Annotated in this window: 22 protein-coding genes; 11 read left to right on the plus strand and 11 right to left on the minus strand. The window is 62.3% G+C overall.

Annotation, left to right across the window (positions count from 1 at the left end; genetic code table 11):
- Positions 1-55: 55 nt before the first annotated feature.
- Genes purU through glyA form a run of 7 tightly spaced genes read right to left on the minus strand, consistent with a single transcriptional unit; the run spans position 56 to position 8,969 of the window.
- Positions 56-955, minus strand: coding sequence for a formyltetrahydrofolate deformylase (purU, locus tag AC1RJY_RS22820; protein ID WP_498603603.1), 900 nt, complete (start codon positions 953-955; stop codon positions 56-58).
- A 2-nt stretch (positions 956-957) separates the two neighbouring features.
- Positions 958-2,349: an L-serine ammonia-lyase gene (locus AC1RJY_RS22825; RefSeq protein ID WP_498603604.1), complete on the minus strand. Its 1,392-nt coding sequence runs from the start codon at positions 2,347-2,349 to the stop codon at positions 958-960.
- Complete coding sequence (locus AC1RJY_RS22830) at positions 2,349-3,008, minus strand: sarcosine oxidase subunit gamma (protein WP_498603606.1); 660 nt, start codon at positions 3,006-3,008, stop codon at positions 2,349-2,351. The genes AC1RJY_RS22825 and AC1RJY_RS22830 overlap by 1 nt, the downstream gene beginning before the upstream one ends.
- The gene (locus AC1RJY_RS22835) at positions 3,001-5,946 is read right to left on the minus strand and encodes a sarcosine oxidase subunit alpha family protein (RefSeq protein WP_210065599.1); all 2,946 of its coding nucleotides are present in this window, start codon (positions 5,944-5,946) and stop codon (positions 3,001-3,003) included. The genes AC1RJY_RS22830 and AC1RJY_RS22835 overlap by 8 nt, the downstream gene beginning before the upstream one ends.
- A gap of 2 nt (positions 5,947-5,948) precedes the next feature.
- Positions 5,949-6,365 carry a sarcosine oxidase subunit delta gene (locus tag AC1RJY_RS22840; protein WP_210065602.1) on the minus strand — a complete coding sequence of 139 codons (417 nt, stop codon included), beginning with the start codon at positions 6,363-6,365 and terminating at the stop codon, positions 5,949-5,951.
- Between the two features lie 16 nt (positions 6,366-6,381).
- Positions 6,382-7,602 (minus strand): sarcosine oxidase subunit beta family protein, encoded by a 1,221-nt coding sequence (locus tag AC1RJY_RS22845; protein ID WP_011776430.1) that lies wholly within the window; start codon positions 7,600-7,602, stop codon positions 6,382-6,384.
- The gene (gene glyA, locus AC1RJY_RS22850; protein ID WP_210065605.1) at positions 7,599-8,969 is read right to left on the minus strand and encodes a serine hydroxymethyltransferase; all 1,371 of its coding nucleotides are present in this window, start codon (positions 8,967-8,969) and stop codon (positions 7,599-7,601) included. Before glyA ends, AC1RJY_RS22845 begins: the two co-directional genes overlap by 4 nt.
- A gap of 151 nt (positions 8,970-9,120) precedes the next feature.
- On the opposite strand from glyA, the gene AC1RJY_RS22855 reads away from it, so the two are divergent.
- From AC1RJY_RS22855 to AC1RJY_RS22880, 6 genes are all read left to right on the plus strand, one after another.
- The gene (locus tag AC1RJY_RS22855) at positions 9,121-9,792 is read left to right on the plus strand and encodes a GntR family transcriptional regulator (RefSeq protein ID WP_210065607.1); all 672 of its coding nucleotides are present in this window, start codon (positions 9,121-9,123) and stop codon (positions 9,790-9,792) included.
- A gap of 696 nt (positions 9,793-10,488) precedes the next feature.
- Positions 10,489-11,847 (plus strand): MFS transporter, encoded by a 1,359-nt coding sequence (locus AC1RJY_RS22860; RefSeq protein ID WP_014923047.1) that lies wholly within the window; start codon positions 10,489-10,491, stop codon positions 11,845-11,847.
- Between the two features lie 27 nt (positions 11,848-11,874).
- Positions 11,875-13,131: an aminopeptidase P family protein gene (locus tag AC1RJY_RS22865; RefSeq protein WP_498603607.1), complete on the plus strand. Its 1,257-nt coding sequence runs from the start codon at positions 11,875-11,877 to the stop codon at positions 13,129-13,131.
- An 86-nt stretch (positions 13,132-13,217) separates the two neighbouring features.
- Positions 13,218-14,021 (plus strand): IclR family transcriptional regulator, encoded by an 804-nt coding sequence (locus tag AC1RJY_RS22870; protein ID WP_498603608.1) that lies wholly within the window; start codon positions 13,218-13,220, stop codon positions 14,019-14,021.
- Between the two features lie 182 nt (positions 14,022-14,203).
- The gene (locus tag AC1RJY_RS22875) at positions 14,204-15,535 is read left to right on the plus strand and encodes a sensor histidine kinase (RefSeq protein ID WP_498603609.1); all 1,332 of its coding nucleotides are present in this window, start codon (positions 14,204-14,206) and stop codon (positions 15,533-15,535) included.
- Positions 15,528-16,208: a response regulator gene (locus AC1RJY_RS22880; RefSeq protein WP_043470784.1), complete on the plus strand. Its 681-nt coding sequence runs from the start codon at positions 15,528-15,530 to the stop codon at positions 16,206-16,208. Before AC1RJY_RS22875 ends, AC1RJY_RS22880 begins: the two co-directional genes overlap by 8 nt.
- Before the next feature lie 89 nt (positions 16,209-16,297).
- Here the strand turns inward: AC1RJY_RS22880 and AC1RJY_RS22885 are convergent, their stop codons facing one another.
- Positions 16,298-16,777 carry a DUF4383 domain-containing protein gene (locus AC1RJY_RS22885; RefSeq protein WP_011776424.1) on the minus strand — a complete coding sequence of 160 codons (480 nt, stop codon included), beginning with the start codon at positions 16,775-16,777 and terminating at the stop codon, positions 16,298-16,300.
- 156 nt (positions 16,778-16,933) lie between these two features.
- Between AC1RJY_RS22885 and AC1RJY_RS22890 the strand changes: the two genes are divergently transcribed.
- The 3 genes from AC1RJY_RS22890 to AC1RJY_RS22900 all read left to right on the plus strand — a co-directional run bounded on the left by AC1RJY_RS22890 (position 16,934) and on the right by AC1RJY_RS22900 (position 18,850).
- The gene (locus AC1RJY_RS22890) at positions 16,934-17,905 is read left to right on the plus strand and encodes a hypothetical protein (RefSeq protein WP_043470781.1); all 972 of its coding nucleotides are present in this window, start codon (positions 16,934-16,936) and stop codon (positions 17,903-17,905) included.
- A 109-nt stretch (positions 17,906-18,014) separates the two neighbouring features.
- A complete protein-coding gene (locus tag AC1RJY_RS22895; protein WP_014923040.1) occupies positions 18,015-18,386 on the plus strand; it encodes an ArsR/SmtB family transcription factor in 372 nt (123 codons plus the stop codon).
- Positions 18,383-18,850, plus strand: a complete 468-nt coding sequence (locus AC1RJY_RS22900; RefSeq protein ID WP_014923039.1) for an SRPBCC family protein — start codon at positions 18,383-18,385, stop codon at positions 18,848-18,850. The genes AC1RJY_RS22895 and AC1RJY_RS22900 overlap by 4 nt, the downstream gene beginning before the upstream one ends.
- 71 nt (positions 18,851-18,921) lie before the next feature.
- On the opposite strand, the gene AC1RJY_RS22905 is transcribed toward AC1RJY_RS22900, so the two are convergent.
- Positions 18,922-19,407, minus strand: a complete 486-nt coding sequence (locus tag AC1RJY_RS22905) for a peptidoglycan-binding domain-containing protein (RefSeq protein ID WP_498603611.1) — start codon at positions 19,405-19,407, stop codon at positions 18,922-18,924.
- 199 nt (positions 19,408-19,606) lie between these two features.
- Positions 19,607-20,263 carry a LysE family translocator gene (locus AC1RJY_RS22910; protein ID WP_014923037.1) on the minus strand — a complete coding sequence of 219 codons (657 nt, stop codon included), beginning with the start codon at positions 20,261-20,263 and terminating at the stop codon, positions 19,607-19,609.
- Positions 20,264-20,365: 102 nt separating this feature from the next.
- On the opposite strand from AC1RJY_RS22910, the gene AC1RJY_RS22915 reads away from it, so the two are divergent.
- Entirely contained in the window at positions 20,366-20,821 is a 456-nt protein-coding gene (locus AC1RJY_RS22915; protein ID WP_014923036.1) for an Lrp/AsnC family transcriptional regulator, read from the plus strand.
- A 6-nt stretch (positions 20,822-20,827) separates the two neighbouring features.
- Here AC1RJY_RS22915 and AC1RJY_RS22920 read toward each other — a convergent pair whose 3' ends face one another.
- Positions 20,828-21,286, minus strand: coding sequence for an Lrp/AsnC family transcriptional regulator (locus tag AC1RJY_RS22920; protein ID WP_187329972.1), 459 nt, complete (start codon positions 21,284-21,286; stop codon positions 20,828-20,830).
- A gap of 324 nt (positions 21,287-21,610) precedes the next feature.
- On the opposite strand from AC1RJY_RS22920, the gene gluQRS reads away from it, so the two are divergent.
- The gene (gene gluQRS, locus AC1RJY_RS22925; RefSeq protein ID WP_043471541.1) at positions 21,611-22,498 is read left to right on the plus strand and encodes a tRNA glutamyl-Q(34) synthetase GluQRS; all 888 of its coding nucleotides are present in this window, start codon (positions 21,611-21,613) and stop codon (positions 22,496-22,498) included.
- Positions 22,499-22,512 lie beyond the last annotated feature (14 nt).

Genomic DNA, 22,512 nt, shown 5'->3' on the forward strand with positions numbered 1-22,512 from the left:
GCCGTTCGCCACAGCGTAAGCGCCAAGGAACCATCGAAATGGGTGCTTGCAAGCCCTACTTCAACACGATCGTCCTGTTCCCATTCAGGATGATCCGTCCCTCGCAGTGCCAGCGAACGGCGTTGCTGAGGGCCTTGCATTCTGTGTCCCGACCGGCGGCTACGAGATCGTCCGGTCCGAACGTGTGGTCCACTTCCACTACCTGCTGGGCGATGATGGGACCTTCGTCCAACTCGCCGTTCACGTAGTGGGCTGTGGCGCCCACAGTTTTCACACCACGCGCGTAGGCCTGGTGGTAGGGCTTGGCACCCTTGAAACTTGGCAGGAACGAGTGGTGGATGTTGATGGCGCGGCCGTCCAGCTTGCGGGCCAGGTCGTCACTGAGTACCTGCATGTAACGCGCCAACACAATGAGTTCCACGTCCAGTTCGTCGATGATTTCCAGCAAGCGCCCCTCGGCTGCAGGCTTGGTGGCAGCGGTGACGGGGACATGGAAGAACGGAATCCCGTGCCACTCCGCCAAACCCTGGTGATCGGTGTGGTTGGACACAACACCCACCACGTCGATGGGCAGCTCACCGATCCTGGCGCGGAACAGCAGGTCGTTGAGGCAGTGCCCAAACTTGGAGACCATGATCAGCACGCGGCGTTTGTAGCCCTGACGCTCAAGCTGCCAGTTCATGCTGTATTTCTCCCCTACGGGGGCGAAGGCGTTCCGCAGCTGATCAACAGTGGAGTCATCGCCGTCGGACGCGAAATGCACCCGCATGAAGAAGTGGCCTTCGGCACGATCACCGAACTGCTTGTTGTCGATGATGTCGCAGCCGTGGTCCAACAGGAACCCGGACACAGCATGCACAATTCCGGGACCTTCGGGGCAGTCGAGGGTAAGGACGTGTTCCACAGTGGTCTCCGCGGAGGAGGCGGCAGTGGTTTCGGTTTGGATGGCAGTCATGGCTAGCACTCCACTACGTTGACGGCGAGGCCCCCACGGGAGGTCTCCTTGTACTTGGATTTCATGTCTGCGCCTGTCTCGCGCATGGTTTTGATGGCTTTGTCGAGGGAAACTTTGTGGCTGCCATCGCCGTGCAGGGCAAGACGGGCGGCGTTGATGGCTTTGACGCTGGCGATCGCGTTGCGTTCGATGCAGGGGATCTGCACCAGCCCGCCCACGGGATCGCAAGTGAGGCCCAGGTTGTGTTCAATGCCAACTTCGGCGGCATTTTCCACTTGCTCGGGCGTTCCACCCAGGACTTCGCAGAGGCCGGCCGCCGCCATGGAGCAGGCGGAACCCACTTCACCCTGGCAGCCCACCTCGGCACCGGAAATGGACGCGTTGATTTTGAACAGGATTCCGACGGCGGCCGCCGCCAGCAGGAACCGCACGACACCGTCGTCGTTGGCTCCTGGAACAAACTTTGTGTAATAGTGCAGCACTGCCGGGACAATTCCGGCGGCACCATTGGTTGGGGCGGTGACGATCCTGCCGCCCGCGGCGTTTTCCTCGTTCACGGCCAAGGCGAACAGGTTCACCCATTCCATGGCGAGGAGCGGATCGGCAGAGTGCGCACCATTCAGGTCCGCGTCGGTTTCGGAAAGCTTTTTGAACAACGACGGCGCCCGTCGCCTGACCTTCATGCCTCCCGGCAGGATTCCCTCGGCAGAGCAGCCGTTGTCCACGCATTCCTGCATGACAGCCCAGATGCCCAGCAATTTCTCACGCAGTTCCTCCTCGGAGCGCCACACGAGTTCGTTGGCCAGCATGATGTCCGAGATCGACTTGCCTTCGCGGAGGCAGATGGCAAGGAGCTCGTCTGCAGTGGTGAAGGGGTAGGGCAGAACGGTGTCGTCGGCTACCACTTTGTCTGCGCCGGAGACGTCACCGTCCACCACGAAGCCGCCACCGATGGAGTAGTAGCTGCGTTCCCGGAGCACGCCGCCCGTGTGGTCCAACGCGCGGAACGTCATGCCGTTGGGGTGTGCAGGCAGCGACTTGCGACGGTGCAGGACCACGTCCTCGTCCCAGTTGAAGTCCACCCGGTGGTTGCCGCCCAGGCGCAGTTCGGCGTCGAGTGCCGCCGCCGCTACTTGGTCGTCGGCCGTTGTGGTGTCCACAGTCTCGGGGGAGTGGCCTTGCAGCCCCAGCACCACGGCTTTGTCTGAGCCGTGGCCCCGGCCGGTGGCGCCCAGGGAGCCGAAAAGCTCAGCCTGGACGCGCACCGTAGCCGGAAGCTGGCCGGACGATTCGAGACCGTCCGTGAACTGCTTTGCCGCGCGCATGGGGCCAACCGTGTGTGAAGACGACGGCCCGATGCCAACAGAAAACAGATCAAGCACACTCAGTGCCATTAGGGGACCTCAGGTGAGGCGTACTCCCGCATGGCGTCCAGGAGCCAACGTCCCAGGAAATCGGCAAACGAGGCCCGGGGAAAGATCTTGTAGGACTCCTCCGAGGTCTTCCAGAGCATCACCGGGATGTGGGCGAGTTCCGTGGACACAGCCGTGCCTGCCTTGAAGACGCGCGGGTGCAAGTCCAAAGCGCAGGTCTTCTCCAGCACTGCGCGGGCGTGGCTTCCGGAGAGTTCGAACGTGGTGCGGTTGGCGGACAGGTCCACCACCTGGCCTGCGTCGCCGCCGAGAGCTGTGGTCAGGTCGCTGACTAGGGATCCGCCCAGTGAATCGTGGGCCTCCTCCGGCGCTACCACCATGAACTCGGTGGGGCCCAGCCACAGGGTGTTGACGGAATCCTTGCCGGGTACCGCACTGCCCGTCACTTCACCGCAAGCGGCAGGCAAGCCGCCGGTTACGGACGCAACGCGGGCACCGGCGTCGGACGTTCGGTCAACCCGAACCCCCACCATGGCTTGGTACGGGATTTCGGTGAGCGTCACCGTGCCCGGCACGGAGCCGGAGGTGAAGGCATCAGCCAGGTGCTCGGCCGGGCTGCGGCGGGCACCCCGGACGCGATCGACGTGTGCGGTTTCTGCTGGTGTTGCTGTTTCAGCCATCTTTGCGGGTCCCTTCAGCATCGAAAAGTACGGTTTCGCCAACAACCACGTCCACCAATTGGTCTCCCAGTGAGGCCACCAGGGTCTCGCCGATGCGGTTGCGGCCGTTTTGAATGAGAGCCAGGGCGAAGGAGCGGCCCAGCGCGGCGCTGTGGTAGCTGGAGGTCACGAAGCCCTCCATGGGGACGGGTCCGTTGGCCGGGTTGACCGGGATGCCCTTTTCCACCAGCTGCGTGCCTTCCGGCAACCGCAGCGAGTGGTCCACGGGAAGGACGCTCACCAAGTGCTTGCGGTCCTCGCGGCTTGCGTCCTGGCGGAGGTAGGAACGCTTGCCGATGAAGTCTTTGGCCTTGGAAACGATCCAATCCATGCCTGCGTCCTGCGGGGTGACCGTGCCGTCGGTGTCCTGCCCGACAATCGGGTAGCCCTTCTCGGCGCGGAGCACGTGCATGGTTTCCGTGCCGTACGGGGTGATGTTGAACTCGGCACCCGCGGCAGCAACTGCTTCCCAGGTGTTGAGGCCGTACCAGGACGGGATGTTGATTTCGTAGGCCAGTTCGCCGGAGAAGGAGATACGGCAAATGCGGGCCTGAACTCCGGACGCCAACGTGGTTTCGCGGAATGTCATGAAGGGGAACGCTTCAGCATCCAGCCCGCCGTTTTCGGCCAGTTCCGGAGCTACCTTGGCGATCACGGCGCGGGACTTCGGGCCGACAACGGCGATGGTGCTCCACTGCTCGGTCACGGACGTGCAGACCACGTCGAGTTCCGGCCACTCCGTCTGGTGCCACTCTTCCAGCCAGTCCAACACCTTGGCAGCGCCGCCGGTGGTGGTGGTCATGAAGTAGCGGTCATCATCCAAGCGGAGGGTCACGCCGTCGTCGAAGATCATGCCGTCCAAGGTGCACATCACGCCGTAGCGGGCGGACCCCGGCGCGAGCTTCTTGAACGCGTTGGTGTACACGCGGTTCAGGAATTCGCCGGCATCCTTGCCACGGATTTCGATCTTGCCCAGCGTGGTGGCGTCCATGAAACCCACGGAATCGCGGACCGCAGCGCATTCACGCAGGACGGCCGTGTCCATGTCTTCACTGCCCTGCGGGTAGTACCAGGGACGCTTCCACTGTCCAACATCTTCGAACAGTGCGCCCTGGGCAACGTGCCACGGGTGGATGGAGGTCACGCGGGCGGGGTCGAACAGCTCGCCGCGCTGGCGGCCGGCCAGGGCTGCGAAAGCTACGGGCGTGAACGGAGCGCGGTACGCCGTTGTTCCGATCTCGCCGACGCCGGGAATGCTCTCTGCGCCGCCGAACTTCAGCGCAGCGGCAATGACGCCGATCGCGTTGACACCGGACGTCTTGCCCTGATCGTTGGCCGTGCTGATGGAGGTGTACCGCTTGACGTGCTCCACGGAACGCATGCCCGCTCCGGTGGAGCGGAGGACGTCGGCCACGGACTGGTCGCGCTGGAAGTCCACGAAGTGGTGGTGCCACTCGCCGGGCTCACCGGTCTGGCCGGGAACCAGCCAAAGCTGGCGGCTCGGAGCGCTCGCCACAGGAGCCTGCAGTTCCGCCGGGGTGGTTGCGGACTCGAAGCCAGCAGCGATGGACGCTGCCGCTCCCGCCGAGATGCCCTCTGCCAGGCAGTCCTGGAGTTCGTAGCTGCCACGGCCTGCGCCAACAACCTGCTGGTCGCGGACAGGCTTGGTGGGGATGAAGGCAGCGAGCTCGTCGTCCCAACGCAGCTTGCCCTGGCGCTGGCTGTGGAGGTGGACCACCGGGCTCCAACCACCGGAAACTGCCAGCAGATCGGCAGCCAACTGTTCGACGCCCGAGGTGAGTTCGCCGTCGTCGTTAATGCTGCGGACGGTGACACCGCTCAGGCGGCCATTCTCATCTGCGGAGGTGTCCGCCACGGCGCTGCCAACGAGTACCCGGATACCGGACTCGACGGCGGCAGCGGCCTTCGCGCTGATCTGCGGACGGGCATCGACGACGGCGGCAACCGCCACGCCTGCTGCCTTTAGGTCCGCGGCAAGAGCGTAAGCGGAATCGTTGGTGGTGCTGATGACCACGCGGGATCCTGCTGCCACGGCGTAGCGGTTCAGGTAGGTACGGGCGGCCGAAGCGAGCATGATGCCCGGACGGTCGTTGTTCTCGAAGACCAGCGGACGCTCGTGGGCGCCCGGAGCCAGGACAACCTGCTTGGCACGGATGTGCCAAATACGCTGGCGGGAGACACCCGATGCTGCCGGAACGCTCAAGTGGTCCGTGCGGTTCTGGGCCGCGATGAAGTAGTTGGAGTCGTAGGAGCCGAAAGCCGTGGTGCGGTTCAGCACCGTGCATTCTGCAGCGGAAACCAGCTCGGCTTCCACATCAGCAACCCATTCAAGGGCCGGCTTGCCTTCAATCTGCTCGGCGAGGCCCTCGGCGGTTGAACCGGAGAGCAAGGAGCCACCAAGTTCGGGCTGGTCGTCGATCAGGATGACGCGGGCACCGGTGCGGACAGCTTCGCGGGCCGCTGCCAGGCCGGCGATGCCGCCGCCGACAATCAGTACATCCGTGTGGACGTACTTCTTGTCGTACTCGGCCTTGTCCTCGTTCGGGTCAAGCTTGCCCAGGCCGGACAGGAGCTCAATGTTCATGCCGTCCACCAAGGAAACAGCGGTGGCGGGAAGCATGGATTCAGCAACGTGTCCGCGGAAGCGGGGAGCGATCTTGACCAAGGCGTTGGACTCTTCCACGCCGGCGGCCATGATGCCGCGGGGTCGGTCCTCGTACAGGGAGTTGCCGGCGTTGATGTGGCCGTTCGCCAGCAGTGCCGAGGCGATGGTGTCTCCGGGGTGACCGGTGAATTCCTGGCCGTCCACGGTGAAGCGCCAAGAGATGCTGCGATCGATGCGTCCGCCGGTGGCGAGGCGTGCGTTCTTGCTGGTCACTTCTAGACTCCTTCCGAGGAGATGGGGGTGGTGGCCGTGGGGGAGGCGGCGCCGGGGGCGAGGCCGGGTTCGCCCGCTTGGCCGAAGTCACCGGCCTGGGTGAACTCACCCGGCTGGGTGGGTTCGCTGCTTTGGCCGGAGGTGTTCAGGTCCGGCCGGGGCTGGCCCATCGCGTAGATCGAGTGGATGTCGTAGCTCACGGTGTCGCGGAGCATGTTGAACCACTGCCGGCATCCGGTGCTGTGAACCCAGCGCTCGGCGAAGGTGCCCTTGGTGTTCTCGCGGTAGAACAGGTATTCAGCCCATTCACGGTCCGTGAGGTCGTTGGGGCTCTCCGGGTAGGCGATGTGCGCCTGGCCGCCGTAGTGAAATTCGGTTTCGTCGCGTGGCCCGCAGTTGGGGCATGAAATGAGGAGCATGTCTTTCCTGTCCTGGCTAGTGGGCCACGGCTGCGGCGCCGTGTTCGTCGATCAAGGCACCGGTCTCGAAGCGTTCCAGTGCGAACGGCTTGTTAAGCTTGTGCGGTGCGCCGGTGGCAATGGTGTGCGCGAACGTCAGGCCGGCCGCGGGAGTGCCCTTGAAGCCGCCGGTGCCCCAACCACAGTTGACGAACATGTTCTCCACCGGGGAGAGGCCCACAATCGGGGAAGCATCCAGCGTGGTGTCCACAATGCCGCCCCAGGTCCGGAGCACGTGTGCCCGGGCGAAGATCGGGAAGAGCTCAACGGCTGCTGCCATCTGCTCCTCGATCACGTGGAACGAGCCGCGCTGGCCATAGCCGTTGTAGGAGTCCACGCCGGCGCCCATCACCAGTTCGCCCTTGTGCGCTTGGGAGACGTACACGTGGACGTGGTTGGACATGACCACCGTGGGGTGGACCGGCTCGTGCAGTTCGGACACCAGAGCCTGTAGCGGGTGGCTCTGGATCGGCAGGCGGAAGCCGGCCATTTCTGCCAGGACTGAGCTGTGGCCGGCGGCGCACAGGCCCACCTTTTCGGTGTTGATGGTGCCGCGGGTGGTCTGGACGCCGGTCACCCGGTTGCCGTCCTTGATGAAACCCGTGACTTCGCAGTTCTGGATGATGTCCACGCCCAGTTCATCGCACTTGCGGGCGAAGGCCCACGCCACGTGGTCGTGCTTGGCGATACCTGCACGCGGCTGGTACGTGGCGCCCATGACGGGGTAGCGGATGTTGTCGCTGATGTTCAGGATGGGGCAAAGTTCCTTAACCTGCTGCGGGTCCAGCCACTCGGCGTCCACGCCGTTGAGGCGGTTGGCGCCCACACGGCGAACGCTCTCGCGGACATCGCCCAGGGTGTGGGCCAGGTTCATGACACCGCGTTGGCTGAACAGGAAGTCGTACTCCAGCTCTTCCGGGAGGATTTCCCAGAGCTTGAGCGCGTGCTCGTAAATGGCAGCGCTCTCGTCCCAGAGGTAGTTGGAACGGATGATGGTGGTGTTGCGGGCCATGTTGCCACCGGCCAGCCAGCCCTTTTCCAGGATGGCGATGTTGGTCATGCCGTGGTTCTTCGCAAGGAAGTACGCGGTGGCCAGGCCGTGCCCGCCGCCGCCCACAATCACGGCGTCATAGCTCTTCTTCGGATCCGGGTTGCGCCAGAGGAAGTCCGGGTGCTCGGGGAGGTGGTCTGCACTCACTGGGCTGCTCCAATCAGTTCTGCTTCGGTTGCGGCGCCATTGCCGTTGTTGTTCAGGTGGGGATAGAGGGGGAACTTCTCCGCCAGCGCGGTCACGCGGCGGCGGAGCTCGACGGCGGTGGCGTCGTCCAGGGCGACGTCACCTTCGGTGCCTGCTTCGGTGCCACTGTTCGCTGCGGCGATCAACGCCGTCGCAATGATGTCCGAGACTTCGGTGAAGTCCTCGGCGCCGAAGCCGCGGGCGGCGAGGGCTGGTGTGCCGATGCGCAGTCCGGACGAGACCATCGGCGGGCGGGGGTCGAAGGGGACCGCGTTCCGGTTGACCGTGATGCCGATGCGGTGCAGGGTGTCTTCGGCCTGCTGACCGTTAAGTACTGAGTGGCGGAGGTCGGCGAGGACCAGGTGGACGTCGGTTCCACCGCTGACCACGGAGATGCCGGCTGCGGCAACATCGTCCTGCAGGAGGCGCTGGGCCAGAATCTTGGAGCCCTCGAGGACGCGGACCTGGCGTTCCTGGAATTCCGGCTCCGCTGCCATCTTGAACGCGACAGCCTTGGCTGCGATGACGTGCTCCAGCGGACCACCCTGCTGACCGGGAAAGACGGCGGAGTTAACCTTCTTGGCGATGTCGGCGTCGTTGGTCAGGATCACGCCGCCGCGGGGACCGCCGAGGGTCTTGTGGGTTGTGCTGGTGACGATGTGGGCGTGCGGCACCGGGCTGGGGTGAAGTCCTGCCGCGACGAGACCTGCGAAGTGGGCCATGTCCACCATGAGGTAGGCGCCTACCAGGTCCGCGATGCGGCGGAATTCAGCGAAGTCCAGCTGGCGGGAGTACGCGGACCAGCCGGCGACAATCAGCTGCGGCTTGCTCTCGAGGGCCAGGCGTTCAACTTCCGCCATGTCTACGGTGTGGGTGTCCTCGCGGACACCGTACGGGACAACCTTGTACAACTTGCCGGAGAAGTTGATCCGCATGCCGTGGGTCAGGTGGCCGCCGTGGGCCAGGTTCAGGCCCATGATCGTGTCGCCGGGAGTGATCAGTGCGTGCATGGCCGAAGCGTTTGCCTGTGCTCCGGAGTGGGGCTGAACGTTGGCGAATTCCGCGCCGAACAAGGACTTCAGACGGTCAATGGCAAGCTGTTCGATCACATCAACGTGTTCGCAGCCGCCATAGTACCGCTTGCCCGGGTAGCCCTCGGCGTACTTGTTGGTCAGCACCGATCCCTGGGCTTCCATGACGGCCGTGGGGGCGAAGTTCTCAGAGGCGATCATTTCCAGCGTGGACTGCTGGCGGATGAGTTCCTGGGCGATCGCCTGATCGACCTCCGGGTCCGCCTGTGCGAGCGGGCGGATCAGCGGTTCAACCATGGTGTTCTCCTTCTGAAGTACTTGAAGCGGCCATCTGTTAGGCAACTGATATATTAGAACTATTGCCATAGTATGTTGGAGATCACATAGTCGTCAACAGGTCTTCGGTAACTCATCCAACAGACTGGGATTACGACAACGGGAGAGAGCAATGAGCGCAGCATTGGAAGCACTGGAAACAGCTCCGCAGGGCACGTCCCTCGCGGAGAACGCATACCTGCTGCTGCGTGACAGGCTCATCATGCTGGATATCAAACCCGGCGATCCCATCAACGACGGTCAGATCGCCAGCGAACTTGGCATAGGGCGCACTCCCGTCCGCGAAGCCATCAAACGCCTGGAGAGTGACCACCTGGTGGTCTCCTACCCCCGGCGCGGAACGTTCGCCACCGGTGTGGACATCACCCAGCTCGCCGAGGTCTCCGAAATCCGCGAGCTCCTGGAACCTTTGGCCTCCAGGAAAGCTGCCCGCATGGCCAGCCCGGCCATGCGTTCGGAACTCCGCACTGTGGCTGCTGCCATTCGTGACCTTGAAGGCCAGGACAACTCCTCCCAAGAACTCATGCGCTACGACATCCAAGTGCACCGGCTCATCTACAAGGCCTCCGCCAACGCGCACCTGGAAGACGTTCTGATCCGGTACGACAACCTCGCCACCCGCATCTGGTGCCACATGCTCGAGAAGATGCCCTCCGTGTCCGGGCATATCTCCGAACACGCCGACCTCCTCACGGCCATTGCCGACGGTGACGAAGACCGCGCCGCCGAGCTCGCCCTGCACCACGTAGTCAGCTTCGAAGAGACCATCCGCAAGGTCCTGTGACCCTCTCTCACATCCCTCGTGTTTGAGCCCAACGCTCTCTCACATCCCGCGTGCTTGAGCCGTGCCGCCTTCCGGTGGCGGTGTTATCCCCTGCGCGCTCGCTCGATCCTCGCTTAGATGCGCGCTGCCGGATAACCCCACCCCTCCCGACCCTCTCTCATATCCCTCGGGTTTGAGGCGGACCCTCTCTCACGTCCCTCGCGGTTGGGGTGGACCCTCTCTCACGTCCCGCATTGTTCTTCTGGATGCAGTCCCCCTCGGGCCCATGGGGCCAATCTGCTCCGACCCTTCGGCTCCCGTCGCCTGACCGAGGGAGCGTACGCAGCCGCTAAGGGTGGAAGGCTCGACGTCGATGCCGACTTGAGTGCCGACGTCGCCTCCACTTCACCTTGCTGAGAGAGCGTTCGTGATGTGGGGGTGGGATGTGAGAGAGCGTTCGTGATGTGGGTGTGGGATGTGAGAGAGCGTCGGTGGGTGTAGGGGCGGCCTCGTTGGCCGCTACTTCCCATTTGATGCAACCGGGTTGGAGCTGACGCAACAATTTCGTTTCGCGCCGCTAGCTCGCGCGGCCCCTTGCCGAAGCAGTCATGCTGGTCGTTGATCCAAAAAATTAACTCTTGACCGTGACGTCACTCACACATATCCTGTTGCAACAGCGTTGCGTTCAATGCAACCCCAAAAGATTTTGGTGGACACATGAGCAATGAATCCTCTGTGGCAGCCGAGCAAGGCCTTTCATCAGCCGCCGGCTCCGACCACGCTCCAAGCCTCAACAACAAAGTCAGCAAGGACACTCGACGGCGAGTGGTCACTGCCAGCTTCATCGGCAACTTTGTGGAATGGTTCGACTACGCCGTTTACGGCTACCTGGCTGGCATCATCTCGACTGTTTTCTTCCCCGAGTCCGACCGGCAAACCGCCCTGCTGGCGACGTTCGGCGTCTTCGCGATCTCCTTCTTCGTGAGGCCTCTCGGTGGTTTCATCTGGGGCCATATCGGTGATCGTCTTGGACGGAAGCAGGCACTCTCCCTCTCGATTGTGCTGATGTCAGTGGCCACGTTCTGCATCGCCTTGATTCCCGGCTACGCCACCATCGGCGTGATGGCCCCCATCCTGCTCTTGGTCGTAAGAGTTGTCCAAGGCTTCTCCGCAGCAGGTGAGTACGCAGGGGCGTCCGCCTTCCTGGTGGAATATGCGCCGGCGAATCGCCGCGGACTCTACGCCGCCGTCGTGCCTGCCAGTACCGCAGCGGGACTGCTGCTGGGATCCTTGCTTGCCGCCCTGCTGAGTTCAGTCCTGACCGCGGAGCAGCTCAACGAATGGGGCTGGCGTCTGCCCTTCCTGCTGGCCGCGCCTATGGGCTTGATCGGCCGGTACATCCGCACCAAGCTCGAGGACACACCGGCATTCCGGGAATTGGCCGAAAAGGACAATGCGGTGAAGGCTCCGGCGTTCGCAATGTTCCGGACCTATCGGAAGCAGCTCGTCATCGCCACGGGTGCGGTGCTGCTCAATGCGGTGGGCTTCTACGTCATCCTCAGTTATATGCCCACGTACTTATCGGAGGAGCTGGGCTTTGGTGCAACAGAGTCGTTCCTGGCCACCACCATTGCCTTGGCCAGCTACATAGGCTTCATCTTCCTGACGGGCATCGCCTCGGACAAGTTCGGTCGCAAGCGCATGCTTATCACCGCGTCAGTCCTTTTCATTCTGCTGACAGTGCCTGCGTTCATGCTTCTGGACACCCGCAATTTCCTGGTGATCGTGCTGGTTCAGATCCTGCTGGGCGGCATGCTCACCCTCAACGACGGCACCCTACCGAGTTTCCTCGCCGAACTCTTTCCCACGAAGGTCCGGTACACCGGTTTTGCTGTCAGCTTCAACCTTTCCAACGCCTTGTTCGGCGGCACGGCGCCGTTCATGGCCACGCTCCTGATCGGTATGACGGCCAGCAAACTGGCCCCCGGCTGGTACCTCGTGGCCGCCGCCGTAGTTTCCCTCATCGCAGTCCTGTTCGCCGCCGAGACTTCCAAGAAGCCTCTGCTTCAGGACTAGACAACCAAACCCATTGAAAGGAACCGCATGACCATCACCCAGAACGAGTCCGTCAACGATGTCGCCAAGCTCGAGCGCACCAAGGTCCTCAACAACGGCGAAAAAGTATCGCTGACCTTCTCCGATGCTGAGTTCGAGCGCCGCCTCGCCGGCCTACGCCGCATCATGGCCGAGAAAGACCTGGACGCCGTCATCCTCACCAGCTACCACTCCATCAAGTACTACTCCGACTTCCTCTTCACCTACTTCGGCCGCTCCTACGGCATGGTGGTCACCAAGGATGACACGGTCACCATTACGGCGAATATCGACGCCGGTATGCCTTGGCGCCGCAGCTACGGGGACAACCTGGTGTACACGGACTGGCGCCGTGACAACTACATCCACGCAATCCAGGAAGTCCTACGCACCCGCGGTATCAACCCGCGCCGCATCGGCGTCGAAGACGACTCGCTGCCGCTGGACAACCGCAACAAGATCCAAGCCGCGTTCTCCGGTGCGACTCTGGTGGATGTCGCACAGGCGGCAATGCGCCAGCGCATGATCAAATCGGACGAGGAAATCGCAGTCATCAAGCATGGCGCCCGCATTGGCGACCTCGGTGGTGAGGCCATCCGCAACGCCATCACGGCCGGCATCACCGAATACGAGGTTGCCCTGATCGGCACCGAGGCCATGGTCCACGAGATCGCCCGCACTTTCCCGGACTCGGAAATTCGCGATACTTGGGTGTGGTTCCAGTCCGGCATCAACACCGACGGCGCCCACAACTGGGCCACCACCCGGAAGATCCAAGAACACGACATCCTGTCCCTGAACTGTTTCCCCATGACCAGCGGTTACTACACGGCCCTGGAACGTACCTTGTTCTACGGCGAACCTGATGCCCGGTCCCTTGAGCTGTGGAACATCAACGTTGAGGTGCACAAGCGCGGCCTCGAGCTGATCAAACCCGGTGCCGTCTGCAAGGACATCGCCGCAGAGCTCAATGAGATCTACATCAGCCACGGTTTGCTGGCCAATCGCACGTTCGGATACGGCCACTCGTTCGGTGTCCTGAGCCACTACTACGGACGCGAAGCGGGCCTCGAACTTCGCGAAGACATCGATACAGTGCTTGAACCCGGCATGGTGGTCTCCATGGAACCCATGATCACAGTGCTGGACGGCCAGCCGGGTGCCGGCGGATACCGCGAGCACGACATCCTTGTGGTCGGCGAAGACAGCGCGGAGAACATCACCAAGTTCCCGTTCGGGCCCGAGTACAACATCATCGGAGCCTAGGCGGCTCGGCCGGTGGGTGCCCGGTGCGGTGTCCACCGGCCGCGTCCGGTCCGGCGAGCTGGCCGCCGTCGAAATATAGTGAACCCATGACTCCCTCGGAATCCAGCGACGCTTCCAGCAATGGCGACAACAAAAGCACCTCGGTCATCGTTAACGCCATCGCAGTGCTGCGGAGCTTCACGGCTGACGAACCACTTCTGGGAGTCACCGAAATCGCGGGCCGAATCGGCCTTCACAAGAGCACGGTCTCCCGGATCCTCGCGACCCTGGAACAGGAAAACCTTGTAGAGCGCGACGTCGATTCACGCAGGTTCCGCTTGGGGCTGGGAATGATCGCCATGGCGGGCCCGCTCCTGGCGGAACTCGAAGAGCGCCGCGTTGCCTACCCGGTGCTGCGTGAACTCACCGAGCGGACAGGGGAGACGAGTGCGCTCATGGTGTGGAACGGTAACGAATCCATGTGCGTGGAACAGATCCCCAGCCGGCATCAGGTAAAACACCTCACTCCGCTGGGTGCGCGGTACAACGAGGCCCTGAGTTCGTCAGTGCAGGTGTTCCTTGGCGCAGAGAATGAGGATAGGGTGCGTCAGCTGCTGCGTAGCGGTTCAATCACCCTTCCTGGTCTGGACGAGGAGGCAATTGAGGCCTATCTGGCCCGGGTGGGGGAGTCCATTAAGCGCGGCTGGGCAGTGAATTTCGGGGAGACGTCCATTGAGGAAGTCGGTGTGGCCTCGCCCGTTTACGACCATCGTGGCGACATCGTGGCGTCCGTCCTGATTCCGGCGCCGAAATTCCGTGTCTCACAAGACACCTTGGACAGCCTCGGTGAAGCCTGCGCAGCAGCCGCGGCCAAGGTCACCACACGGCTGGGTGGCCGCGCGCCGCGCTGAGCCGCAAACCGCCGTCGAGTTGGCATGTGATGACAATCCCGGGCGCGAACATTGTCATCAAGTGGCATCTCGGCGTCATCCGTGCCTCCCAAGGGATGAATCTGCTGGCTTCGAGGTGGAGATCACCCACGCCGAGGACTTATCGCCCGATTCCGATATGAGCCGTGGATAGTCTGGCTGGCATGGAACGAACACTGAGAGTTGTCCGGCATTGGGGCGCCCCCGCGGCGGCTGCCATCTTCTGTGTGCTGTGGTGCGTAGGGGAAGCGGGTCGGATGGGGCCTTGGCCCGGGTTCTACTGGCCGGGTCTCATACCTCTGCTCGTGATGACGGCAGTGATCGCAACTGCGACGTGGAAACCTTACCTTTCCTTGGGGCTGACGGCTGCCTTGCTGATCGGACAGCTTGTGCACGTCGTGCCCGCCATGTTGGCTAACCACTGGGCCATCTACCTGGGGTCCTTCATCTCCCTGGGATTCATCATGTGGACTGGCAATAAGAGGCAGAGGATGTGGACGGTCGCCTCTAATGTGGTCTTCGCGATGTTGATGACGTTCATGATGATCTCCTGGCGCTACGGCAATGGAGTTGGCTGGTTCATGCCGCTTTATAACGGAGACTCATTTGCATTTCGGATTTATGGTTGGCAGCTGCTGAGCACCCTGCTGCTGGTGGCCGCGGCTTGTGGAACACTGGGTATTTTGGCGGCTCTCTATGAAGATCGAAGGTTCCAGTCGAAGGCCCGCGCCCAGGCGCAAGCCAGCCTTAAGGAAACAGAAATCGAACTGATCGTTGAGCAGGAACGGACCAGGATCGCCCGGGACCTGCATGATGTTCTTGCCCATTCCTTGGCCGTCATCGCTGCACAAGCAGACGGTACGAGGTATATGAGCAGCGGTCAGCCGAAACCCGTTCTCAATGCCCTGGAGAACATCGCAGTATCTGCCAGGCATGCGTTGGTTGATGCGCAACGTGTCATCGAAGGCGTCCGGGAAGATGGCCTGATGACACCTCAGCCCCTGATCGGCGACATCGAACCGCTCATGGAGCGAATGCGGCAGGGCAGCCTGGAGATTGAGCACAGCGAAAGCGGAGCTCCTGTTGACTTGGGAGCGGGTCAGCAACTCGCAGTATTCAGGATTGTCCAGGAGTGCCTCACCAACGCACTGAAACACGGTGGCCGAGGCACAGCCGTCCGGGTGCATTTCGATTGGAGCGGCCCAGGTCTGACACTGCATGCTTCCTCCGCGCTGCCGGCGTCCGTTCCATTGGGGGAAACGGACGCCGGGCTGGCCCGAGATCGCGGTGGGCGAGGCATACCTGGCATGCGTGAACGCGCGCATCTGGCTGGTGGCTGGTTGACGGTGGGCCCTGACGGTGAGCAGTTCCGGGTGACTGCATTCCTTCCCTATGGAGCAACCACCGGGAGCGTGGAGGTCAGCCGTCAGCCTTCCGGGGAATTGGTGGACTTGGGAGAACGGGCCCCGGCAGAAGGGGCGGCTGACCTTGGCTGATTCTTCGGCGCACATTTCTGTGGCCCTGGTTGATGACCAGCCCTTGTTCCGGGCCGGTATCCGGATGCTGGTAGAGAGTCAGCCTGACATGCTGCTGGCGTGGGAGGCTGACGAAGGCATCCAAGCGGTCGGGCTCGCGGCAGCACAGCCGCCGGACGTCATCTTGATGGATCTCCGTATGCCCGTCATGGATGGCGTAACTGCCACCAGGCAAATCTGGGATGCGGCCGTGCGGGACGGTGTTGAAAAACCGAAGATCATCGCCTTGACCACCTTCAACCGCGACCAGGCTGTAGTGGAGGCCGTCCAGGCGGGAGCAAGCGGATATTTGCTCAAAAGTGCAGAGCCGGAGTTTCTGTTGGCGGCAATCAGGACAGTACACTCCGGGTACTCGGTCATCGCACCCGGATCAGTGCATGACCTGTTTCAGCACGCTGCACGGACAGTCCCGGTCGCAGGTCCGGATCTTTCGGTACTGGAGCCGTTGTCTGCCCGGGAACGGGATGTCTTCTTGTTGGCGTCCAAGGGGTTGAGCAACAGTGCCATGGCCGAAAGCCTGTTCGTGTCCGAAGCAACCGTCAAGACGCATCTGCGCAGTGTCCTCACGAAGTTGGGTGTCGGGACGCGTCTTCAGCTCGTGTCGTTCGCGTACGAGCACCGGCTGCTCGGATAGCGGCGGAGGGGGACGCCGAAGAAAAACGGCGACCGTCCCCTCAAAGGGGACAGCCGCCGTCGTTGTTCTGCACGACGTGCCTAAGGGCGTTACATCTTCCGTCGCTCTGTGGTTGTTTCGTCCATGGCATCCCTGCCCAGCCAGGCGCCCAAGCCGATCATGGCAACGCCGAGGATCAGGTGCAGCCAGTTGTCAGCCGTGTTGAACGGGACAAAGTTGGCAGCTGTTTCCTGGTTGATGACCAGGCCGTAGATCCAAAGAACGATGTACACGGCGCCGCCGCCCAAGAGGAACAGGCGGGCCATGCGTGCGTTCCGAGCCATGGCCAAGCCGGCCACGCCAAACAGCAGGTGAACGATGTTATGGAGTATGGACACTTGGAAGACTCCAAGCAGCATGGCGCCTGACTCATGTCCAGCAAAGGTCATGGCGCCGAAATTGGTGGTGATTCCCGGGATGAACCCCAGGACGCCTACCAGCAGAAATACAATGCCAACGCCCATGGCGGTGTTGCGAAGCGTCAACCCCATCATGTGGTGGTGTTCGGCGGGGTGCGAAGCGGTGGTCATCAAGTCCTCCCTTTCACGCGGTTACCCGGCTCTTCTCATGGAGAGCCGACCTGCGGCAAGGGGTGTGGCAAAACCTTGCCGACGCCGCCATAATACTCCTGAAATGCCTCCGATAGCAGGGGATGTGCCCAGTTCAGCGGCGGTTAGCATGGATTTATGAGCCAAGCTCCGAATGGACGTGTGCACACGATCTTCCATGACACCCGTGACCTCACGCCCTTCCGCGAGGGTTACGTCCGTACCCCGGTCCGTGGCCTGGCCGACGGTGTGAACGATGTACTCTCCGGCGTCCTCAGTGGCCGCGACCACGCGAGGCTGACAGTTGTGGGAAATGTCCCAAGGCTGAAGATGCTGTCCTCCAAGACGGCGAAGGCAATGCATGAGGCCGTTTTCACGTCCACGGAGCCGGATCGGCTCCTCGCTTTTGGCCGCATGAACCCGGGATGGGCCGGCCTGTGCCACGTCATGGCCGGTCTGCTCGCGTACAAACATGGCGGGTTCTTGAGGGCGAGCGAGCTGCTGCAGCGCGGTTTGACAACAAGGATCGACGACGACGCCAGCCAGTTCTCGGCTACGTACCTCGGGCAGGTGGTCACCAAAGTTGAGGTCGCCGAACGCATTGAGGTTCCGGTCCTGTTCAGCGAGGAATCCGTGTTTCTGGCCTTGTCTCACTGTCTCCGGGAAATGGGGATGACCGAGTCGGCGTTGGAAGCAGTGGTGAGTTTGCCGCCGTCGTTGCCTTCTGCGTTGGCGCGCTGCACGGCGGCGTACTCGCTGGAACGCCACCGCGACGTGGTGCTGTGGACTGAAGGTTTGCTGAACACGGACGACCTCTCGGCCGCGCTCTTGCTGATCCGGGCGCGGTCGCAGCGGGCGAGGGGCGATTTCGAGTCGGCCCAGGCTGCATTGAAAGAAGTCCTTCGCCGCAGGAAGACTAATCTGGCCTTGAAGAATGATGCGGTGACAGACAGGGCACTGCTCGCGGTCGATCAAGGCCGCCGCACCCTCACCCCGCGATCCAAGCGGCCGGCCCCTCCCGCGGAGCTTGAGACCATGGAAGTCATCCGCAAGGATGCTGAGATGCGTCGCCTGTGGGAGAACGATTTCAGGCAGCTGGGCGGCGAGTAAAAAACCATTGTGCCTTCCGGGGCAGAAGCGTAGTCTTGTAATCAACCAAAGAGTTGATCAATGATTTGGTTGATTATGGGGTGGCTGATGACGAAAGGTTGATGCGGCAATGGAAGAAGACGCTCTCGACAGGGCCTTCATGGCCCTGGCGGATCCGGTGAGGCGGGCCATGGTGGCCCGGTTGTCCCGGGGAGACGCCACTGTCAACGAGCTCGCGGAACCATTTGCCATCACCAAGCAGGCGGTTTCCAAACATATTCAGGTCTTGGAGCACGCAGGCTTGGTAACCCGTTCCCGCGATGCCCAACGGAGGCCGGTTCATTTGGACGCAGCAGCCTTGGAGCGATTGACCGCCTGGATTGACCGGTACCGGCTGATCGCCGAGTCCCGTTTCCGGCAGCTGGACGAGCTGCTTGGTGCCGGCGTCTCCCACCAACAACAAGAAAACACACCAGCAAAGAAGAAAGAGGAACTGAAATGAGCAATCCAACAACAATCACCGCTGATCCTGGCGTGCCGTTCATTGATACGGTCCGCGAATTCGATGCCCCGGTCAGTGCAGTTTTCAAAGCCCACGTTGACCCGGATCTCTTGGCCAAATGGCTGGGCCCACGCAGCACGGTGACCAAAATTACCGAGTACAACGCCACCACCGGCGGTAGCTGGCGCTACGAAAGTGGCGACGACAGCGGGACGTATGGCTTCCGCGGCGTCTTCCACACCGTCGAAGCCGACTCGTTGATCATCCAGACAGTCGAGTTCGAAGGCGCACCCAACCAAGTAGTCATCAGCACCACCGCCTTCGAGGAAATCGACGGCAGGACCCGGATGTCCGCGCACGAGGTCTACCCTTCCGTGGAAGCCCGTGACATGGCCCTGTCCACCGGCATGGACTACGGCGTGATCGAAGGATACGAGCGCCTGGATGAGCTGCTTGCCGGCTAGATGCTTGGGCGTCCAGCAATACTGGCACTGACGTCAATGCCAGTATTGCTGTCAGTCTTGCCCTTGTAACGTCAGATTCCGATCATTTGGCAGTGTTTGTAGGAATCGGCTCCGGTCACCATTGACGTGCTGGTTGCCCAGCCGATGGTGCGCCCGGTCCGAGGTCCATAAGTGTCACCTACTTCGATGCGGGGAGCGTGACGTGCTTGAGTCGCTCGCAGGGCGGCTAGAGTCCTAGGCCCAAAGTCGCCGTCTTCCTCAATGTTCTGGCCGTGGCACTTGTTCATTGCACGCTGGAGAAAGCGGACGGCAATGCCTTTGTCTCCTTGAGTCAGGAGACAGCTCCTTGTGTAGATCCCGTTCCCCTTATAGACGGGAAAGTACAGCTGCTGGCCGTTCGGGTATTGGTAGGTCTCGCCCGTGTTGCAGTGCTGGATCGTCAGGGCAACAGCTGACGCTGCTGTCGTGGGGGGCGGTGCCGCATTGGCGGCTGTGCCCATTGTGGCCAAGCTGAGCCCCAGAGTCAGGGCCGTGGCTAATGAACGTGAGAAGCGCATGTCAATCTCCTATCTGCAGGTACCAGTCGGAGCTTCGCCCCCACTGCTTCTGTGGAGGACGTCCTCAAAGCCGCTGCAGGCTACAGGTCCCGGAGCCGCTTGATGCCGCCGCCACAATGATGAAGTGAGCCTCGACGGGGATCCATGACGCTCATCTCAGAAATTGGGAAAGCAAACTGCCAGCGCCTGTGGGGAGGAACTAGTTGCTTGCCGACTGAATCTCCGGCAGGAGCGGAAGGAGTTGCTCCGATAGCAGCACTGTCCCCAGCCCGATCATGATGATCCCACTGACCAGCGTCACCACCCGGGCGGCACCCGGCCGGGAGGCCAGCAGCTTCCGTGAGGTCAACGCGACGCCGGTGTAAACCATCCCGGCGAGGATCACGAAGGTTAGGCCCAGTAAGCCCGACTGGACCGGAACGGGCAGTGCTGCCTCGGGGCTGACAAACTGCGGAACCAATGCCACGAAGAAGAGCAGGCCCTTCGGGTTGATGCCGCTGGTGCCCATGCCCTGAAGGAAGGTGCGGAGCTGGTTTCCGGACTGCGCGGTGCCGCCTTCCGCGCTGAAGCTCGCGCCTCGCCACGAGCGGATGGTAGCGACGCCGAGCCACAGCAAGTAAGCGGCGCCGGCAATGGTCAGCCATCCCAGCAGCCCCGGAACACCGGCCAGAAGGGCCGCCAAGCCTGCGGCCATCAGCAGTGTGTGGATGACGTAACCGCTGCACAGGCCAGCAACGGCCGGGACGAAGCTGCGTTGCTTGAGGCCTGCCGATATTGAGTACGCCCAGTCGACGCCGGGTGTGCACGCCAGGCTGACGGCGACGAGCATGAAGGCGAGGAACAGCTGCGGATTCACGGGTCTCTCCAGAGTTAGGTGGTAGGAAAACTCTAGGGAAAGTCAGCCCATAAGTGTTCCCATTTTTAGCCCCGCGGGACCCGTTCTGGGTAAGATAATTGCGTGATTGATGGAATCGATAGAAGTATTTTGCGCCACCTCAAAGATGATGGCCGAATGACTGCCACTGCCCTTGCTTCGAAGGTGGGTTTGACCGTGGCTCCCTGCCATCGGCGGCTCCGCGATTTGGAGTCAACGGGGGTGATACGCGGCTACCGTGCAGACATCGATCCTGCCGCGGTGGGCCTGGGCTTTGAAGCGATTGTTTTTGTCACGCTCAAGCAGGTGGAACGCACCATCATGGCGGAGTTCGAAGAGCGCGTGACTGCCAGCCCCAACATTGTGGAGGCTCAGCGACTCTTCGGATCCCCTGATTACCTGCTCAAGGTCATTGCCGCTGACCTGCCCGCGTATCAGCGCTTCTACGACGACGAACTCGCGGCCCTTCCCGCGGTGGAACGCCTCACGTCAACGCTGGTCATGAAGAACCTGAAAACCAACATAGGACCGCCGGTCTAGCCTTGCTTACTCCGCCAGCAAGCCCGTGGTCCGGTACGGAATAACTTCACGGAGGAACATGCTGGTGGACGTGCGCACAATTCCGGGACACAGGCGAATTTCTTCGGATACCCGGTAGAGATCATCGGGGCTCTTCGCCACCACCCTGATGATGAGGTCCGTATCACCGGCGGGAGCGTGGCATTCAAGGACTTCAGGGATCTCCCTCAGTGCAGCGATGGCCTCGTTCAAATGGCTTTGATCGAGTTCGGCACTAACTGCGGCAGCCACGCCACGTCCCAAAGCCGACGGCAGGACGCGGCTGCTGTTGGCTCGGAGGGCCCCGGACGCCGTCATCCGCTCCAGGCGCGACTGAACTGTCCCGCGGGCGAGGTGCAACTTCTGGGCCAACACCATGATGGGCACGCGGGGGTCGTCATCCAAAGCGGCGAGGATCCGGCGGTCCGTGGCGTCGAGTTCCTGCAAAGTGACCACTCCCTGACTAAGTTTTCGCAACAGACTGGTCAGATCGACCAATCATTATGATGTCCGTTGCACCAACTGTACGTCTCCTGCTGAAATGGTGACAACGAAACAGGGCGAGGCTACCGCCGAACCCCGCAGGCACCAGGACCCCGGAACACCACCCGGAGCCCTGCACAGGTTTCCCGCAAGGAAACAGCCGCTGATTGACTCTTGTTCACAGCATTGTCATTCCGCACCCGCCCTATCACCCGGGCGCCACAGCAAGAGCCCCTGAGCTACCGGATCGTTGCGGTAGCTGAGGGGCTCTTGTGGTTGGCTTGGATCATGACTTCTGCTGGCCGCTTCGCCCCGAGCCCCTCCGGCGAACTGCACGTCGGCAACCTTCGCACCGCAATTCTCGCTTGGCTGTTCGCTAAGTCCAGCGGCCGGAATTTTCTGCTGCGCGTCGAGGATCTGGACCGCGCCCGCTCCGGCGCTGAAGAGGAGCAGCTCCGCGACCTGCAGGCCGTAGGCGTTGGTTGGGACGCCGCCGTCGTACGCCAGACTGAGCGCGCGGAGCTGTACCACCAGGCGATTGGAAGCCTAACGGCCGAAGGCCGGACCTATGAATGCTTCTGCACGCGACGCGAAATCCAAGAGGCGCCGTCCGCGCCGCACGCGCCGCAGGGCGCCTACCCGGGGACATGCAGGCGGCTTTCGCACGCCGAACGCGAGATCAGGCGTGCGACGCGGCCTGCTTCCATTCGCTTGCGGGCAGAGGTCTCGGAATGGGGTGTTGAGGACCAGTTGCACGGACACTATGTGGGTGTTGTGGATGACTTTGTGCTTCGCCGCAACGACGGGGTCACCGCTTACAACCTCGCGGTAGTTGTTGACGACGCCCAGCAGGGAATCGACCAAGTAGTGCGCGGCGACGACCTCCTCTCATCCACCCCGCGGCAGGCGTATCTGGCGACGCTCCTGGGGCTGCCCGTGCCCGAATACGCCCACGTTCCGCTGGTGGTAAACCACGACGGCGTCAGGCTGGCGAAGCGCGACGGTGCGGTCACGCTGGGCGACCTCGCCGCCGTCGGAATTCCTGCCGAGCGGGTGCGCGACCTGATATTGGAGTCCCTGCAATTGCCTGCCGCGCCGTTGCTGGATGCACTGCCGCACTTCACCCCCCAGAATGTGCCGAAGACGCCTTGGGTGTGGACAACTCCCCGGGCCTGACCCGCCCACCGCGT

The organism is Arthrobacter sp. GW822-FHT05G07 (assembly GCF_058799755.1).

Bases quoted from the DNA above. Each gene is read 5' to 3' on its own strand.
- purU (WP_498603603.1), bottom strand. From the start codon at position 955: ATGACTGCCATCCAAACCGAAACCACTGCCGCCTCCTCCGCGGAGACC.
- AC1RJY_RS22825 (WP_498603604.1), bottom strand. From the start codon at position 2,349: ATGGCACTGAGTGTGCTTGATCTGTTTTCTGTTGGCATCGGGCCGTCG.
- AC1RJY_RS22830 (WP_498603606.1), bottom strand. From the start codon at position 3,008: ATGGCTGAAACAGCAACACCAGCAGAAACCGCACACGTCGATCGCGTC.
- AC1RJY_RS22840 (WP_210065602.1), bottom strand. From the start codon at position 6,365: ATGCTCCTCATTTCATGCCCCAACTGCGGGCCACGCGACGAAACCGAA.
- glyA (WP_210065605.1), bottom strand. From the start codon at position 8,969: ATGGTTGAACCGCTGATCCGCCCGCTCGCACAGGCGGACCCGGAGGTC.
- AC1RJY_RS22855 (WP_210065607.1), top strand. From the start codon at position 9,121: ATGAGCGCAGCATTGGAAGCACTGGAAACAGCTCCGCAGGGCACGTCC.
- AC1RJY_RS22860 (WP_014923047.1), top strand. From the start codon at position 10,489: ATGAGCAATGAATCCTCTGTGGCAGCCGAGCAAGGCCTTTCATCAGCC.
- AC1RJY_RS22865 (WP_498603607.1), top strand. From the start codon at position 11,875: ATGACCATCACCCAGAACGAGTCCGTCAACGATGTCGCCAAGCTCGAG.
- AC1RJY_RS22870 (WP_498603608.1), top strand. From the start codon at position 13,218: ATGACTCCCTCGGAATCCAGCGACGCTTCCAGCAATGGCGACAACAAA.
- AC1RJY_RS22875 (WP_498603609.1), top strand. From the start codon at position 14,204: ATGGAACGAACACTGAGAGTTGTCCGGCATTGGGGCGCCCCCGCGGCG.
- AC1RJY_RS22885 (WP_011776424.1), bottom strand. From the start codon at position 16,777: ATGACCACCGCTTCGCACCCCGCCGAACACCACCACATGATGGGGTTG.
- AC1RJY_RS22890 (WP_043470781.1), top strand. From the start codon at position 16,934: ATGAGCCAAGCTCCGAATGGACGTGTGCACACGATCTTCCATGACACC.
- AC1RJY_RS22895 (WP_014923040.1), top strand. From the start codon at position 18,015: ATGGAAGAAGACGCTCTCGACAGGGCCTTCATGGCCCTGGCGGATCCG.
- AC1RJY_RS22900 (WP_014923039.1), top strand. From the start codon at position 18,383: ATGAGCAATCCAACAACAATCACCGCTGATCCTGGCGTGCCGTTCATT.
- AC1RJY_RS22905 (WP_498603611.1), bottom strand. From the start codon at position 19,407: ATGCGCTTCTCACGTTCATTAGCCACGGCCCTGACTCTGGGGCTCAGC.
- gluQRS (WP_043471541.1), top strand. From the start codon at position 21,611: ATGACTTCTGCTGGCCGCTTCGCCCCGAGCCCCTCCGGCGAACTGCAC.